18 protein-coding genes are annotated in these 15,712 nt (G+C 67.9%); 17 read left to right on the top strand and 1 reads right to left on the bottom strand.

The annotated features are described in order from the left end of the window. The first annotated feature begins 53 nt into the window (after positions 1-53). The gene (locus GY170_RS14945; RefSeq protein ID WP_163895025.1) at positions 54-824 is read left to right on the top strand and encodes an MBL fold metallo-hydrolase; all 771 of its coding nucleotides are present in this window, start codon (positions 54-56) and stop codon (positions 822-824) included. Positions 825-848: 24 nt separating this feature from the next. Here GY170_RS14945 and GY170_RS14940 read toward each other — a convergent pair whose 3' ends face one another. Then, positions 849-1,532 carry a hypothetical protein gene (locus GY170_RS14940; RefSeq protein ID WP_163895023.1) on the bottom strand — a complete coding sequence of 228 codons (684 nt, stop codon included), beginning with the start codon at positions 1,530-1,532 and terminating at the stop codon, positions 849-851. Between the two features lie 279 nt (positions 1,533-1,811). Between GY170_RS14940 and rplO the strand changes: the two genes are divergently transcribed. The 16 genes from rplO to GY170_RS14860 all read left to right on the top strand — a co-directional run bounded on the left by rplO (position 1,812) and on the right by GY170_RS14860 (position 15,712). After that, the gene (gene rplO / locus GY170_RS14935) at positions 1,812-2,291 is read left to right on the top strand and encodes a 50S ribosomal protein L15 (RefSeq protein ID WP_163895021.1); all 480 of its coding nucleotides are present in this window, start codon (positions 1,812-1,814) and stop codon (positions 2,289-2,291) included. 107 nt (positions 2,292-2,398) lie between these two features. After that, positions 2,399-3,769, top strand: coding sequence for a preprotein translocase subunit SecY (secY, locus tag GY170_RS14930; protein WP_163895019.1), 1,371 nt, complete (start codon positions 2,399-2,401; stop codon positions 3,767-3,769). Further along, positions 3,766-4,413, top strand: a complete 648-nt coding sequence (locus tag GY170_RS14925) for an adenylate kinase (protein WP_163895017.1) — start codon at positions 3,766-3,768, stop codon at positions 4,411-4,413. Before secY ends, GY170_RS14925 begins: the two co-directional genes overlap by 4 nt. 258 nt (positions 4,414-4,671) lie before the next feature. Then, positions 4,672-5,040, top strand: coding sequence for a 30S ribosomal protein S13 (gene rpsM, locus GY170_RS14920; protein WP_163895015.1), 369 nt, complete (start codon positions 4,672-4,674; stop codon positions 5,038-5,040). A gap of 14 nt (positions 5,041-5,054) precedes the next feature. Next, on the top strand, positions 5,055-5,450 hold the full coding sequence (rpsK, locus tag GY170_RS14915) for a 30S ribosomal protein S11 (protein ID WP_163895013.1): 396 nt from the start codon (positions 5,055-5,057) through the stop codon (positions 5,448-5,450). 116 nt (positions 5,451-5,566) lie between these two features. Next, positions 5,567-6,583 carry a DNA-directed RNA polymerase subunit alpha gene (locus GY170_RS14910; RefSeq protein ID WP_163895011.1) on the top strand — a complete coding sequence of 339 codons (1,017 nt, stop codon included), beginning with the start codon at positions 5,567-5,569 and terminating at the stop codon, positions 6,581-6,583. Positions 6,584-6,716: 133 nt separating this feature from the next. Then, positions 6,717-7,142 (top strand): 50S ribosomal protein L17, encoded by a 426-nt coding sequence (gene rplQ / locus GY170_RS14905; RefSeq protein WP_163895009.1) that lies wholly within the window; start codon positions 6,717-6,719, stop codon positions 7,140-7,142. A 199-nt stretch (positions 7,143-7,341) separates the two neighbouring features. Further along, positions 7,342-7,947 carry a helix-turn-helix transcriptional regulator gene (locus GY170_RS14900; protein WP_163895007.1) on the top strand — a complete coding sequence of 202 codons (606 nt, stop codon included), beginning with the start codon at positions 7,342-7,344 and terminating at the stop codon, positions 7,945-7,947. A gap of 62 nt (positions 7,948-8,009) precedes the next feature. After that, positions 8,010-8,600: an acyl-homoserine-lactone synthase gene (locus GY170_RS14895; protein ID WP_163895005.1), complete on the top strand. Its 591-nt coding sequence runs from the start codon at positions 8,010-8,012 to the stop codon at positions 8,598-8,600. Positions 8,601-8,718: 118 nt separating this feature from the next. After that, positions 8,719-10,047, top strand: coding sequence for a replication-associated recombination protein A (locus GY170_RS14890; protein ID WP_163895003.1), 1,329 nt, complete (start codon positions 8,719-8,721; stop codon positions 10,045-10,047). 137 nt (positions 10,048-10,184) lie between these two features. Then, the gene (crcB, locus tag GY170_RS14885) at positions 10,185-10,559 is read left to right on the top strand and encodes a fluoride efflux transporter CrcB (RefSeq protein ID WP_163895000.1); all 375 of its coding nucleotides are present in this window, start codon (positions 10,185-10,187) and stop codon (positions 10,557-10,559) included. Further along, positions 10,556-11,605, top strand: a complete 1,050-nt coding sequence (locus GY170_RS14880; RefSeq protein WP_163894998.1) for an RluA family pseudouridine synthase — start codon at positions 10,556-10,558, stop codon at positions 11,603-11,605. Before crcB ends, GY170_RS14880 begins: the two co-directional genes overlap by 4 nt. Next, the gene (locus tag GY170_RS14875) at positions 11,605-12,273 is read left to right on the top strand and encodes an HAD-IA family hydrolase (protein WP_163894996.1); all 669 of its coding nucleotides are present in this window, start codon (positions 11,605-11,607) and stop codon (positions 12,271-12,273) included. Before GY170_RS14880 ends, GY170_RS14875 begins: the two co-directional genes overlap by 1 nt. Next, positions 12,270-12,983, top strand: coding sequence for an ATP12 family chaperone protein (locus GY170_RS14870; protein ID WP_163894994.1), 714 nt, complete (start codon positions 12,270-12,272; stop codon positions 12,981-12,983). The genes GY170_RS14875 and GY170_RS14870 overlap by 4 nt, the downstream gene beginning before the upstream one ends. A 312-nt stretch (positions 12,984-13,295) precedes the next feature. Beyond that, positions 13,296-14,312, top strand: a complete 1,017-nt coding sequence (locus GY170_RS14865) for an amino acid ABC transporter substrate-binding protein (protein ID WP_163894993.1) — start codon at positions 13,296-13,298, stop codon at positions 14,310-14,312. Positions 14,313-14,479: 167 nt separating this feature from the next. Next, a complete protein-coding gene (locus GY170_RS14860) occupies positions 14,480-15,712 on the top strand; it encodes an amino acid ABC transporter permease (RefSeq protein ID WP_163894991.1) in 1,233 nt (410 codons plus the stop codon).

Below are 15,712 nucleotides of genomic sequence, written 5' to 3'. Positions count from 1 at the left end.
CGTTGATCTGTCACGGCCTCCGGGCCACGCTCAACGCATAGAGGAGGAAAATCATGACACACACACGCCGCACATTCCTGATCGGCGCCGCCAGCGCGGCTGGCGCCACCACCATCCTGCCCTACGCCGCCATGGCGCAGGAGGGCATGTCCGACACCTATTCCACCGATGCCGGGGACATCACCGTCCATCCGGTCAGCCACGCCTCCTTCGTGATGGAGACGCCGGCGGGGGTGATCTACGTCGACCCGGTGGGCGGGGCCGAGGCCTATGCCGACTACCCGGCGCCGGGCCTCATCCTCATCACCCACGAGCACCCCGACCACTACAACGCCGACACGCTCGCCGCGCTGGCCGGGGAGGGCACGCAGCTGATCACCAACCCGGCCGTCTACGACATGCTGCCGGAGGACATGCAGGCCATGGCCACCTCCATCGGCAACGGAGAGTCGGCTGAATGGGGCGGTGTTTCCATCGATGCCATCCCCGCCTACAACACCACCGAGGACCGGCTGATGTATCACCCCGAGGGGCGGGACAACGGCTACGTGCTCGGCTTCGACGGCTTCACCGTCTACATCGCCGGCGATACGGAGGACACGCCGGAGATGCGGGCGCTGGAGGGGATCGACCTCGCCTTCCTGCCGATGAACCTGCCCTACACGATGACCGCCGATCAGGCGGCCTCGGCCGTGCAGGAGTTCCAGCCCACCTACGTCTATCCCTACCACTACGGTGGCGGCGGCGAAGGCTCGCAGGATCCGGAGGCGTTCGCCGAGATGGTCGGCGATGCGTCCGAGGTGAAGATGGGCCCCTGGTACTAAGGGGATCGTTCGGGCGGGGCGGCCCTAGAGGCTGTCCCGCTCCGGCTGCGCGACCGCGGGAGCAGCGCGCCGCGCGCTTGCGCGGCGCAGCCAGATGAAGAGGCCGGCGAGCGGGTGGACGGCGCCGCTGTCCAGCCGCAACCGGTTGCTCGGGGTGCGCATCTCGCTGCCGGTCCAGACGCGGGCGGCGGCCTGCGCTGCGGCCTCAGCCTCGTCCACCAGCGCGCGGGGCAGGCGCCAGTCCGGCGAGGCATCGATGAGCTCGGCCTGGATGCGGGTCGGCTGGCCGGGCGCGATCGGCTGGTCGCCATGCGTGATGGTGTAGGCCCCCGCCTGCAACCGGTCGACGAGCGCCTGGAGGAGCGCGGCATGACCGTCCGCGCGACCGCCCTCTCGGGCGCCATTGCCGCTCCTTCGCGGGCCATGGCAGGCGATGTCGAGCCGCTTGAGGATCTCCAGCACCAGCCCCAGCCCGCATTCCCGGCGGCGCGTAATTGCGGCAAGAATGGGAAGATCGCGCGGGTCACTGCCGATGGACTCGCCTCGATAGAACTCCAGCACATCCCCCCATTCCGCGCAGGCCATCACCGCCTGCACGACATGGGGGCCTTCAGGGCGCGCTGCGGCCAAAAGGCCGTAAACGCTGGTTATTCCGTCTGCCTGCACCAAGGCACGCACCTTCGGAGGAATGCTGCTTATATTCGTCATGATTCAATTTTCTATTCAAACTGAGAGCCAGTCTACCGCTTAGGTTGTGTTAAGTATGGGGCGAGGACGTGGCAATTCCTGCGCCTGCCCCGAGGGGAGCGGGGCAGGGCGCCGGCGGGGCTTGATCGCCGGCGTGGCTGCATCTATACGCCCCCGGTGGCTCCGCAGGGGCCGCGTGACAGCAAGAATCGGGCCCCTCGGCGGGCCCTCGTCAACATCAAGAAAAGCCGTGTGCGGCCCATCTCGCTTCGGGGCCGTCTCCGGCATAGGAGAAGCGACATGAAACTGCACGAACTCAGCGACAATCCGGGCGCAACCAAGAAGCGCATGCGCGTCGCCCGCGGCCCCGGCTCCGGCAAGGGCAAGACCGCCGGTCGCGGCATCAAGGGCCAGAAGTCCCGTTCGGGCGTGGCGATCAAGGGCTACGAGGGCGGCCAGATGCCGCTCTACCAGCGTCTTCCGAAGCGCGGCTTCAACAAGCCGAACCGCAAGGAATACACGGTCATCAACCTCGGCCTGATCCAGAAATTCATCGACGCCGGCAAGATCGACGCGGGCAACGAGATCACCGAGGACGCGCTCGTCGCCTCCGGTCTCGTGCGCCGCAAGCGCGACGGTGTGCGCGTGCTGGCCAAGGGCGAGATCACCTCGAAGGTCACGCTTTCCGTCACCGGCGCGTCGGCTGGCGCTGTCGAGGCGGTGAAGTCCGCCGGCGGCACGCTCAACGTCACGGCGGCGGCGGCCGAGGCCACGGAATAAGCGGCTTGTGAGCCGCATGGCGGGCCACTAAGTCTGGCCCGCGCACCAGGCGCCGCTGTCCGGAACCCCCGGATGGCGGCGTTTGCGCAAGAACAAAGGGGCCCCGGATGGCGTCAGCAGCAGAACAGATGGCCGCGAACCTCTCGTGGGGGACGCTCGGCAAGGCGACGGAGCTTCGCCAGCGCATTCTCTTCACGATCGGGCTTCTGGTGGTCTACCGGATCGGCACCTACATCCCCGTCCCGGGGATCGACGCCGGCGCCCTGCGCGACTTCATGGAAGACGCGGCCGCCGGCATCGGCGGCATCCTGTCCATGTTCACCGGCGGTGCGCTTGGGCGGATGGGCCTCTTCTCGCTGGGCATCATGCCCTACATCTCCGCCTCCATCATCATCCAGCTCGTCGCCTCTATGTACGGGCCGTGGAAGAACCTCCGGAAGGAGGGCGAGGCCGGCCGCAAGAAGATCAACCAGTATACGCGGTACTTCACCGTGATCCTGGCGACCTTCCAGGCCTACACGCTTGCCGTCTCGATCGAGGCGGGCGGGCTGGCCCATGACCCAGGCATGTTCTTCCGCGCCGCCTGCGTCGTCAGCCTCGTGGGCGCGACCATGTTCCTGATGTGGATGGGCGAGCAGATCACCGCCCGCGGCATCGGCAACGGCATCTCGCTGATCATCTTCGTCGGCATCATTGCCGAAATCCCGGCGGCTCTCGGCCAGTTCCTCAGCCAGGGCCGGGCGGGTGCCATCTCCGTCGGCGTGATCCTCGGCGTCATCGCGATGGTGCTGCTGGTGCTGGCCTTCGTCGTCTTCATGGAGCGGAGCCTGCGCAAGATCCACATCCAGTATCCGCGCCGCCAGGTGGGGATGAAGATGTACGACGGGGGCTCCAGCCACCTGCCGATCAAGGTGAACCCCGCCGGCGTCATCCCGGCGATCTTCGCCTCTGCCCTGCTGCTTCTGCCCACCACGCTGTCGACGTTCGCGGGCGGGGCGAGCGGCGGGCCGGTCATGTCGACCATCCTCGCCTATTTCGGCCCCGGGCAGCCGCTCTACCTGCTGTTCTTCACGGCCATGATCGTCTTCTTCGCCTACTTCTACACCAAGGAAGTCGCCTTCAAGACCGACGAGGTCGCCGACAACCTGAAGAACCAGAACGGCTTCGTGCCGGGCATCCGCCCCGGCAAGCGGACGGCGGAGTACCTCGACTACGTGGTCAACCGCGTGCTCGTCCTCGGCTCCGCCTATCTGGCGCTCGTCTGCCTTCTGCCGGAGATCCTGCGCAGCCAGCTGGCGATCCCCTTCTATTTCGGCGGCACATCGGTGCTGATTATCGTCTCCGTGGGGATGGACACGATCCAGCAGGTGCAGTCTCATCTTCTCGCCCATCAATATGAGGGGCTGATCGAGAAATCTCAGCTGCGCGGCCGGCGCGGCAACAAACCGAAGGCCAAGGGGGGGCCTGCTCGTCGATGAACATCATACTTCTAGGGCCGCCCGGCGCGGGCAAGGGAACTCAGGCGCGGCGGCTCGTGGAAGAGCGTGGCATGGTGCAGCTGTCCACCGGGGACATGCTGCGTGAGGCCCGCACGTCGGGCACCGAGATGGGCAAGCAGGTCGCTGCCGTGATGGACCGGGGTGACCTTGTCACCGACGAGATCGTCATCGGCCTGATCCGCGAGAAGCTGCAATCGGGCGCCACGCACGGCGGCTACATCTTCGACGGTTTCCCCCGCACCCTCCCGCAGGCCGACGCGCTCGGCGAGCTGCTGAAGGAGGAGGGCGAGAGCCTCGACCACGTCATCGAGATGCGGGTGGATGACGAGGTGCTCGTGCGCCGCATCGCCGCGCGCTCGACCTGCGGCGATTGCGGCGAGGTCTACAACGACGAAACCCGCCCGATCCCGGCCGATGGCAAATGCGCCAATTGCGGCGGGACGGAGTTCAAGCGCCGCGCCGACGACAACGAGGAAAGCCTGAAGACGCGCCTTCTGGCCTACTACAAGCAGACCTCCCCCCTGATCGGCTACTACTATGCCAAGGGGATGCTCGAGGGCGTCAACGGCCTTGGCGAGATCGATCAGGTCGCCGCGGAGGTGAAGGGCGTGCTGGGGGCCTGAGGCCCGCCGGTATGGAAGCTGAGGCGCCGGTCCACACGGGCCGGCGTTTTGCTTGCGGCATATGCCAGCGACGCTCGCACAAACCTCTTGACAGGGGGTTGACGCTCCGGGCGCATCTCCATAGATAGCGCCATCCCGCACTTGGGAATCAGAACAGGCCGACGCTCGGCCGCGCGCCCGCGCCCCAAAGCTCGCGGGCGCTGTGTTGTGAAAAAAGGGCCTGGCATTACGGGCCCGCAACGATGAAGGAATATGCCCTTGGCCCGTATCGCCGGTGTCAACATCCCCACCGCCAAGAGGGTTCCCGTCGCCCTCACCTATATCCACGGAATCGGCCCCTCGACCGCCCGGTCGATCTGCGATGCCGCCGGCATCGACCAGAGCCGCCGTGTCAACGAACTCTCCGACGCCGAAGTGCTCGCCATCCGTGAGCATATCGACGCGAACCTGACCGTGGAAGGCGACCTGCGCCGCGAAAAGCAGGTCAACATCAAGCGCCTGATGGATCTCGGCTGCTACCGCGGCCTGCGCCATCGTCGCAACCTCCCCGTGCGCGGTCAGCGCACGCACACCAACGCTCGCACGCGCAAAGGCCCCGCGAAGGCCATTGCCGGCAAGAAGAAGTAAGGGAGGCTTAGCCAATGGCACGAGATACCCGCCGTTCCGGGACCAAGCGCAAGGTCTCCAAGAACATCGCCGCCGGTGTGGCGCATGTGAACTCTTCGTTCAACAACACCAAGATCCTCATCTCCGACGTGCAGGGCAACGCGATCTCCTGGTCGTCCGCCGGCACGATGGGCTTCAAGGGCAGCCGGAAATCGACGCCCTACGCGGCGCAGATGGCCGCCGAAGATGCCGGCCGCAAGGCGCAGGAGCATGGCGTGAAGACGCTCGAGGTCGAGGTGCAGGGCCCCGGTTCGGGCCGTGAGAGCGCGCTGCGCGCGCTGGCCGCCGTCGGCTTCAACATCACGTCCATCCGCGACGTGACGCCGATCGCCCACAACGGCTGCCGCCCGCCGAAGCGCCGCCGCGTCTGAACACCGAACGACTTATTCCGGGCCGCGCAACGATTCCGCGCGGCCCGGTACCGCATTTTTGAACCTCGGGCGCTTGCCCATCTGGTCATGGAGGGCAGGCAGGAATGGAGGGCAACATGATCCACAAGAACTGGGCGGAACTCATCAAGCCGAATGCGCTTGATGTGCGCCCCGGCGCCGATCCGAGCCGTACCGCCACCGTCGTCGCCGAGCCGCTGGAGCGTGGCTTCGGCCTCACGCTCGGCAACGCGCTGCGCCGCGTTCTGATGTCGTCGCTCCAGGGCGCCGCCATCACCTCGGTGCAGATCGACAACGTCCTGCACGAGTTCTCGTCCGTCTCCGGCGTGCGGGAAGATGTGACGGATATCGTCCTCAACCTCAAGGGTGTCTCCATCCGCATGGACGTGGAAGGGCCGAAGCGCCTGACCATCCAGGCGAAGGGCCCGGGCGCCGTCACGGCGGCCGACATCTCCGAGAGCGCGGGCATCGAGATCCTGAACAAGGAGCACGTGATCTGCCACCTCGACGACGGCGCCAGCCTCTACATGGAGCTGACCGTCAACACCGGGAAGGGCTACGTCGCCGCCGACAAGAACAAGCCGGAAGACGCGCCCATCGGCATGATCGCCATCGACGCCATCTACTCGCCGGTCAAGCGCGTCTCCTACGACGTGCAGCCGACGCGGGAAGGCCAGGTGCTCGACTATGACAAGCTGGTCATGAAGGTCGAGACCGACGGCTCGCTGACGCCGGATGACGCCGTGGCCTATGCCGCGCGCATCCTGCAGGACCAGCTGTCGATCTTCGTCAACTTCGACGAGCCGGAATCGGCCACGGCCGGCTCTTCCGACGACGGGCTCGAGTTCAACCCGCTCCTCCTCAAGAAGGTGGACGAGCTGGAGCTCTCCGTCCGATCGGCGAACTGCCTGAAGAACGACAACATCGTCTACATCGGCGACCTGATCCAGAAGACCGAAGCCGAGATGCTCCGCACCCCGAACTTCGGCCGCAAGTCGCTGAACGAGATCAAGGAAGTGCTCTCGGGCATGGGCCTGCACCTCGGCATGGATGTCGAGGACTGGCCGCCGGAGAACATCGAGGATCTGGCCAAGAAGTTCGAAGACCAGTTTTAAGGTGCGTGACGAGCACGCACCCTACCGTAGGGTGCGTGCTCGCACGCACCTCCACTGCCCGGGCATCCCGCCCCACCAACGGAGCCGTCGTCACGCAAGCGGCGGCCCACATAAAACGTAACGGAGATACATCATGCGTCATGGTTCCGGCTACCGCCGCCTCAACCGTACCCACGAGCATCGCAAGGCGCTCTTCGCCAACATGTCGGGCTCGCTGATCGAGCACGAGCAGATCAAGACGACCCTGCCCAAGGCGAAAGAGCTCAAGCGCATCGTCGACAAGCTCATCACCCTCGGCAAGCGCGGCGACGTTCACGCCCGCCGCCAGGCCGCCGCTGCCCTCAAGCAGGACATCCACGTCGCCAAGCTGTTCGACGTCCTCGGCCCGCGCTACGCCGACCGTCCCGGCGGCTACACCCGCGTCCTGAAGGCCGGCTTCCGCTATGGCGACATGGCCCCGATGGCCATCATCGAGCTGGTCGACCGCGACCCCGATGCCAAGGGCGCCGCCGACCGCGCCTACCTCGAGCGCCAGGGCGAGTTCGAAGACGAAGATTGAGCGCTCGCCGCTGCTCACAAGACGCGCACCAGCGCCTCCAAGGCCCGCCCCTCCGGCGGGCCTTTTCGATGCCGCCCCTCTCCCGTAACATCATGTTCATAAAGGAGCGTGTGGCGAAAAAGCATGACCGGCCTGCCTCATTGGAAGAACATGTCAAAGTTGACGTACTCTGTCGTGAAGTGCCTATAGACGGGTAGCCATGCGGTCCGTGATCGATCAAAAATCCGATGAGCTCGGAAAGCTGGCGCCCGGCGGTTTCACCTACGGGCTGCACATCCGTTTCGCGATGCCGCTTCTGAGTCACCAATCCTTCCCGCAGGCCTGGATCGAGCACTACACGGAGGAAGCCTACGCCCTACGTGATCCGATCATCGCCTGGGGGTTCAGCGTCGAAGGCACGGCGCGGTGGAGCGAGATCGGCATCCCCGACCCGTTCGACATTCTCGGCCAGGCGGCGGACCATGGGTTGGTGCACGGCCTCGCCGTGTCGCACGGCCCCAAGCGGAGCCGCACCATTGCATCGGCCGCGCGGGGTGACCGCGCGTTTACGGACGACGAGATCTCGGCCTTCGCGGAGATCATTCACGAGTTGCATGTTCTCACCGAGCCCCCGAAGTCCCTCACGGACGCGGAGATCGAGGCCCTGCGGTGTATCGCCGAGGGAGATCGCTACGCAGCGGCCGCAGCGCGGCTGGACATCTCGGAATCGGCGCTGAAGGCGCGGCTGACATCGGCCCGCAATCGCCTTCTCGCCAGAACGACGACCGAGGCCGTCCAGCGCGCGCGTGATTACCGCCTGCTATGAGTTCTCTCGAAAAAGGCCTCGCGCGACGGATGGATCGGGTTAGTCTTTCTTCCGGAGGCCCTATGGAAGCCACGACCCTGTCGTTCGCCAATCTGCACCAGCATGGTGAACTTTTCGCAAACCTGTTTCGCGCCCGGCGTGAGTCCTTCATCCTGAAGAAGGGGTGGGATCTGCCGGAGACGATGGGGATGGAGTTCGACCAGTACGACACCCCGGTGTCGCGCTGGGTCGCCGTGCACAACGGCGACGGGCGGGTGCTCGCCGGCCTTCGCCTGACGCCGACGCGGGCGCGCTGCGGCATCTACACCTACATGATCCGCGACGCGCAGCGCGGCCTGCTCGATTCGATCCCCGCCGACCTCCTCGACGAGGACGCGCCGGTGGAGGAGGGGGTCTGGGAGGTCACGCGCGGCTTCATCCTGCAGGACATCCCCGCCGCCATGCGCCTGCGCGTGCGGCTGAAGCTCATCAGCCAGCTCACCTCCGCCGCCCGCGAGAACGACGTGCGCAAGGGTCTGGCCCTGCTGCCCTCCAACTGGGGCCGCTGGGCGAAGCGGGCGAACCTCAACCTCTCCCCCGCGGGGCGGACGATGAACATGGGCGGCATCGAGTATCAGGCCGTCTGGATGGACTTCACCCAGGCCCTGAACTGACGCCGGCGCGCAGCCGCTCACGTCTCGCCGGGGTCGCCCGGGCGGCACCGGAGGCGCACGGCCACCGGCCGCAGCGCCACACCTTTCGCCTCCCGCCATAGCGGCCTATCTCTTCCCCATGGCCGACCTCTTCTCCTCCCAGGATCCCGAGCCCGCCCGCGAGCCCGCCCGAGAGGGCGCCGCCCCCCGCCCGCTGGCCGACCGCCTGCGCCCCGCGCGGCTGGAGGAGGTCATCGGCCAGGCCCAGGTGCTCGGCCCCGAGGCTCCCCTCGGCGCCATGCTCGCCTCCGGCACCCTCTCCAGCCTCGTCTTCTGGGGCCCGCCCGGTGTCGGCAAGACGACCATCGCCCGCCTCCTCGCCCGCGAGACCGATCTCGCCTTCGTGCAGATCTCCGCCATCTTCACAGGCGTGCCGGAGCTGCGGAAGGTCTTCGAGGCGGCGAAGATGCGCCGGCAGAACGGGCAGGGCACGCTCCTTTTCGTCGACGAGATCCACCGCTTCAACAAGGCCCAGCAGGACAGCTTCCTGCCGCACATGGAGGACGGCACCATCCTCCTCGTCGGCGCGACGACGGAGAACCCCAGCTTCGAGCTCAACGCCGCCCTCCTTTCCCGCGCCTCGGTGCTGGTGCTCACCCGCCTCGGCCCCGAGGAGCTGGAGGCGCTCGCCGCCCGCGCGGAGGAGGAGCTGGGCCGCCCCCTGCCGCTCACCCCCGCCGCCCGCGAGCAGCTCCTCGCGATGGCCGATGGCGATGGCCGCGCCCTTCTCAACCTCATCGAGCAGGTCGCGGGCTGGAGCCTCTCGGCCCCCCTCGCGCCGGAGCAACTCGCCACCCGCCTCACCCGGCGTGCGGCGAAGTTCGACAAGTCGGGGGACGAGCATTACAACCTCATCTCCGCCCTGCACAAATCCGTCCGCGGCTCCGATCCCGAGGCGGCCCTCTACTGGTTCTCGCGGATGCTGGAGGGCGGCGAGGACCCGCGCTTCCTCGCCCGCCGCATCACCCGCATGAGCGTGGAGGATATCGGCCTGGCCGACCCGGCGGCCCAGCAGCACTGCCTCTCGGCGTGGGAGACCTACGAGCGCCTCGGCTCGCCGGAGGGGGAGCTCGCCCTCGCCAACGCCGTCATCTACCTCGCGCTCGCCCCCAAATCGAACGCCGCCTACAAGGCCTACAACAAGGCCCGCGGGCTGGCGAAGTCCTCCGGCTCCGCCCCGCCGCCCCGGCACATCCTCAACGCGCCCACCAAGCTGATGAAGGAGCAGGGCTACGGCTCCGGCTATGCCTATGACCACGAGGCGGAGGATGCCTTCTCGGGCCAGAACTACTTCCCCGACGGGATGGAGCGCCCGGCCCTCTACGCCCCGGTCGAGCGGGGCTTCGAGCGCGACCTGAAGAAGCGGATGGAGTACTTCTCCCAGCTGCGCGCCAAGCGCGGCACCTGAGCCTCCGGCGCCCCCGCCCGCCTTTCATCTGGCCCCAAATACCCTCGGGGGGCTCCGGGGGGCAGGGCCCCCCGGTCCCGCAGCCTCCACCCCCCACGCCAGTTGACATCCCGGCCCCCCGGCGCGAGGGAAGCGCGATGTTGCAGACCCTCGGACAAGTCGCCCTCGGCGGCGCCCTCGGCGCCTCGCTCCGTTATCTTGCGGGGCTGGGGACGCTGCGGCTCGCCGGCCCCGGCTTTCCCTGGGGCACACTGGCGGTCAACATCCTCGGCTCCTTCGCCATGGGCACGCTGATCGTCATCCTCGCCCATCTCTCCGCGACACGCTTCGCCCCGCTCCTCATGACGGGCCTGCTCGGCGGCTTCACCACCTTCTCGGCCTTCTCGCTGGATGCCATCACCCTCTTCGAGCGGGGTCAGCCCGGCACCGCGGCGCTCTACGTCACCGCCTCGCTCGTCCTCTCCGTCGGCGCCTGTGCCGCCGGCCTCCTCCTGGCACGGAGCTTCACATGAGCGGCGTCGAGCAGCGGATCGTCAAACCCGGCGAGGGCGACCAGCGGCTCGACCGCTGGCTGAAGAAGCAGTTCCCCGGCCTCGGCCAGGGGCGGATCGAGAAGGCCTGCCGCAAGGGCGAGATCCGCATCGACGGCGCCCGCGCCAAGAGCTCCGACCGCGTCGCCGACGGCCAGACCGTCCGCGTCCCGCCCCTCGGCCCCTTGGAGCAGACGGAGCCCACGGCGCCGAAGCCGCCCGTCAGGGCGGATGAGGAGATGATCCAGGCCGCCGTCCTGTGGAAGGACGACCACATCATCGCCCTCAACAAGCCCCCCGGCCTGCCGTCCCAGGGCGGCTCGGGGCAGGGGGAGCGGCATGTCGACGGCCTTTCCCGCTACCTGACCTTCGGCTACAAGGAGCGTCCGAAGCTCGTCCACCGGCTCGACAAGGACACCTCCGGCATCCTCCTCCTCGCCCGGACGGATCGCGTCGCCCGCCGCCTGAGCGAGGCCTTCCGCCACCGCGCCACCTCCAAGATCTACTGGGCCGCCATCGCTGGCGCCCCGCTGCCGCGTGCCGCCTCCATCAAGTTCGCCCTCGCCAAGATGCCCGGCCGCGGCCGGGGCGGAGAGGGGGAGAAGATGCGCTGCATCCACCCCTCCGAGATCGCCTCCGTCGAGGGCGCCAAGCGCGCCCAGAGCGACTACATCGTGCTGGAGAATGCCGGCCAGCGCCTCTCCTGGGTGGCGCTGACGCCGATCACCGGCCGCACCCACCAGCTGCGCGCCCACATGGCCGAGATCGGCCACCCGATCCTCGGCGACGGCAAGTATGGCGGCTCGGGGCAGGAGAACCTCGGCGACGGCTGGGGCGCCTCCGCCGGCGGCGCGCTCAGCCGCAAGCTGCATCTCCATGCCCGCTCGCTGATGCTGGAGCATCCCGTCACCCGTGCCCGCCTGTCCCTCACCGCGCCACTGCCCGAGCACATGCAGCGGACGTGGGACTTCTTCGGCTGGGACCCTCGCGACGTGCCGGTGGACCCCTTCTCCGAGGAGGAGTTCTGATGCGGCTCGTCATCTTCGACGTCGACGGCACGCTCGTCGACAGCCAGTCCCAGATCCACGCCGCCATGATGCGCGCCTTCTCCAGCGTCGGGCTGGAGGCGCCCGCCCTGCCGCAGGTGCGCGCCATCGTCGGCCTGTCGCTCGAGGTCGCCATGGCGCGTCTGGCGCCGGATCACCCGGCCGAGACGCATGCCCGCCTCGCGCAAGGCTACCGCACCGCCTATTACGAGGCGCGCGTCGCCGGCGGCGCCGCTTCCGGCGCGCCGCTCTTTCCCGGCGCGCGCGAGGCGCTGCTGGCGCTCAACGCCCAGCCGGAGACGCTGCTCGCCGTCGCCACCGGCAAGGCGCGCCGCGGGCTCGACGCGGTGATCGAGGCGCATGATCTGCATGGCCTCTTCGTCTCGCGCCAGACCGCCGACACCAACCCCTCCAAGCCGCACCCCGCCATGGTCGAGGCCTGCCTCTCCGAGACAGGCATCGACGCCGCCGCGGCGGTGATGGTGGGCGACACCAGCTTCGACATGGATATGGCCCGCGCCGCCGGCGCCGCCGCGCTCGGCGTCACATGGGGCTACCACGCGCCGGAGAGCCTCGGCGCCGACCGGCTGGTGGAGAGCTTCGCAGCGCTCCCCGCCGCCATCGACGCGCTTCTGGGGGTGCCGGCATGACGGAATGGGCCGCGAAGGTCTTCTGGAGCGAGGTCGCCACCGAAGAGACGGCGGAGGGCTGGCAGGTCACCCTCGACGGGCGGCCGATCCGCACCCCCGGCAAGCACCTCCTCGCCCTGCCGACGGCGGCCCTCGCCGAGCGGGTGGCCGAGGAATGGCGCGCGCAGGACGGGCAGATCCGGCCGGAGACGATGCCCGCCACCCGCACCGCCAATTCCGCGATCGAGAAGGTTGCCCCCCAGCAGGCCGACGTGTCCGCGATGCTCGCCGGCTACGGCGGCACCGACCTCATCTGCTACCGCGCCGATGCCCCGGCGGAGCTCGTCTCCCGGCAGGCCGCGGCGTGGGACCCGATGATCGCCTGGGCAGCGGAGAGCCTGCAGGCGCCCCTCAACGTCACCGCCGGCGTCATGGCGGTGGATCAGCCGGCCTCCTCGCTCACCCGCCTGCACGCGCGGGTGGAGGAGCTGGGGATCTTCCGCCTCGCCGCCTTCCACGATCTCGTCGCCCTCTCCGGCTCTCTCGTCCTCGCCCTCGCCGTCCTCGACGGCCGGCTTGGGGCGGAGGCGGCGTGGACGATCAGCCGGATCGACGAGGCCTGGCAGGAGGAGCAATGGGGCCCCGACGAGGAGGCCGCCGCCGCCACCGCCACCCGCCGCGAGGCCTTCCTGAATGCCGCCGCCTTCCTCGCGGCGGCCGGGGAGCGGTGAATCGTCTCCGCCGGCGCGGCCGGTGGATTGACTGGCGAGTCAAAAAATCGGCCACCTGACCCTCCGCCGGGCGCCCCACAGCGGTCACCCGGCTCCCAAAACGCTTTGAATTGCCAATTTTTTGGGCAGAAGGGGCCTCTCTTCGGCCCGCGAAGCCTTGACCGCAGGATGGGAATTCGCCCAAGCTTGGGGCGTCGAGAGGAGGTTCGGGCTTTCAGGGAGCCGGCCTTCCAAAAAACTCGATCCCGTTCTTCAGGGAGGGCGGGAGATAAGCCCCTGTCTCCGGGCATGGGAAATCAGGAAGAGGTAAATATGAAAACATCCGTTCTTTTCGGCGCGCTGACCGTTGCTGGTCTCGCCGCCGGCACGGCCAGTGCCCAGACGCTCGCAGACGTCCAGGAAGCCGGCGTGCTCGATTGCGGCGTGGCCACCGGTCTGACCGGCTTCGCGTCTCCGAACGCCGCCGGTGAGTGGGAGGGCTTCGACGTCAGCTTCTGCCGCGCCGTTGCCGCCGCCGTCCTCGACGATCCGATGGCCGTCAACTTCGTCCCGACCACCGGCCAGACGCGCTTCACCGCGCTCGCCTCCGGCGAGGTCGACCTGCTGGCCCGGAACACGACCTGGACCTTCAGCCGCGACGTCGACCTCGGCTTCGAGTTCGTCGGCGTGAACTACTACGACGGCCAGGGCTTCATGGTCCCCCGTGAGCTGGGCGTCACCTCGGCCCGCGATCTCGACGGCGCCACCGTCTGCATCCAGACCGGCACCACGACCGAGCTGAACCTCGCGGACTACTTCCGCGTCAACAACATCAGCTACGAGCCGGTGCCCGTCGAAACGAACGCCGAGGCCCAGCAGCAGTACCTCGCCAATGCCTGCGACGTGTACACGACCGACGCCTCCGGCCTGGCCGCCACGCGCGCCACGTTCGAGAACCCGGGCGACCACGTCATCCTGCCGGAGATCATCTCCAAGGAGCCGCTCGGCCCGCTCGTTCGCCATGGCGACAACCAGTGGGGCGACATCGCTCGCTGGACGCTGAACGCGCTGATCGCCGCCGAGGAGCTGGGCGTGACCTCCGCCAACGTCGCGGAACTCGCCGAAGGCACCGACAACCCGGAGATCAACCGTCTGCTCGGCACCGAGGGTGACCTCGGCGCCATGTTCGGCCTCGACTCCGACTGGGCGCAGCGCGCCATTGCCGCCGTCGGCAACTACGGCGAGATCTTCGAGCAGAACATCGGTGAAAGCACCCCGATCGGCCTCGCGCGCGGCCTGAACGCGCAGTGGACCGAAGGCGGCCTGCTCTACAGCCCGCCGTTCCGGTAAGACAACAGGAGGGGGCGCCGTCATTCGGCGCCCCCTTCCAATAAGACCGGAGCCAGGGCCACTGCGCGGCCCGACCTCCAAGGGATTGGACAGCATCGGGCCGCCCTGAACGACAAGCCGGGAAAAACCGGCACCGGGAAGGAAGGGCGTCTCGCCGGGGAGACATCATGTCCACGACGACTGACGCGCCGGCGCCGGACCAGGGATTCCGGCTCAACCAACTGATCTACGACACGCGCTATCGATCGATGACGATCCAGATCGTCGCCCTGATCGTGCTGCTGACGTTCTTCGGCTGGCTGATCAACAACACGATCGAAAACCTCGAAGCGCTCGGCAAGGATTTCGACTTCGGCTTCCTCGGCCAGCGCGCCGGGTACGACATCAATCAGGTGCTCATTCCGTATGACAGCGGCTCCACGCACGGGCGCGCGGCTCTGGTGGGCATCCTCAACACGCTGCTCGTCGCCGTTCTCGGCTGCATCTTGGCCACGGTCGTCGGCGTTCTGGCGGGCGTGCTGCGCCTGTCTAAGAACTGGGTCGTCGGCCGGCTGATGACCGTCTATGTCGAGGCCTTCCGCAACATCCCGCTGCTGCTCTGGATCATCCTGATCTTCGCGCTGATGACGGAAGCGACACCGCAGCCCCGGGCCTTCCTCGTGGACGAGAGCGGCAATGCCGACGCCTCGATGCTGCTGTGGGACTCGGTCGCCATCACCAACCGCGGTGTCTTCATCCCCGCGCCCGTCGGCGGTGCGGCCGCATGGTTCGTCGTCGGCGTCTTCCTCGCCTCCATCGCGGCGATCTTCCTGTGGCGCCGCTACGCGGTGAAGAAGCTGCTCGACGAGGGCAAGGTCGTCCCGACGCTGCTGCCCTCCATCCTGCTCTTCTTCGTGCCGACGCTGGTGGTCTTCTTCCTGCTCGGCCGGCCGATCAGCCTGGCCTATCCCGAGCTGGGGGGCTTCAACTTCAACGGCGGCATTCAGGTCCGCAACTCGCTCGTCGCCCTGTGGCTGGCCCTCTCGCTCTATACCGGTGCCTTCATCGCCGAGATCGTGCGCGGCGGCATCCTCGCCATCTCCAAGGGCCAGACGGAGGCCGCCTACGCGCTCGGCCTGCGCTCGGGCGTCACGATGCGGCTGGTGATCCTGCCGCAGGCGCTGCGGGTCATCATCCCGCCGCTGATCTCGCAGTACCTGAACCTGACCAAGAACTCCTCGCTGGCCATCGCCGTCGGCTACATGGATGTCCGCTCGACGCTGGGGGGCATCACCATCAACCAGACCGGCAAGGAGCTGGAGGGGATGCTCCTCCTCGGGCTCTTCTACCTGCTGATCTCGCTGCTGATCTCGGGCGCGATGAACATCTACAACAACCGCGTCAAGCTGAAGGAGCGCTGA

Source organism: Pseudoroseicyclus tamaricis (genome assembly GCF_012070395.1).
Classification (GTDB): domain Bacteria; phylum Pseudomonadota; class Alphaproteobacteria; order Rhodobacterales; family Rhodobacteraceae; genus Pseudoroseicyclus_A; species Pseudoroseicyclus_A tamaricis.
This window is presented reverse-complemented; position numbering and strand designations above follow the sequence as displayed.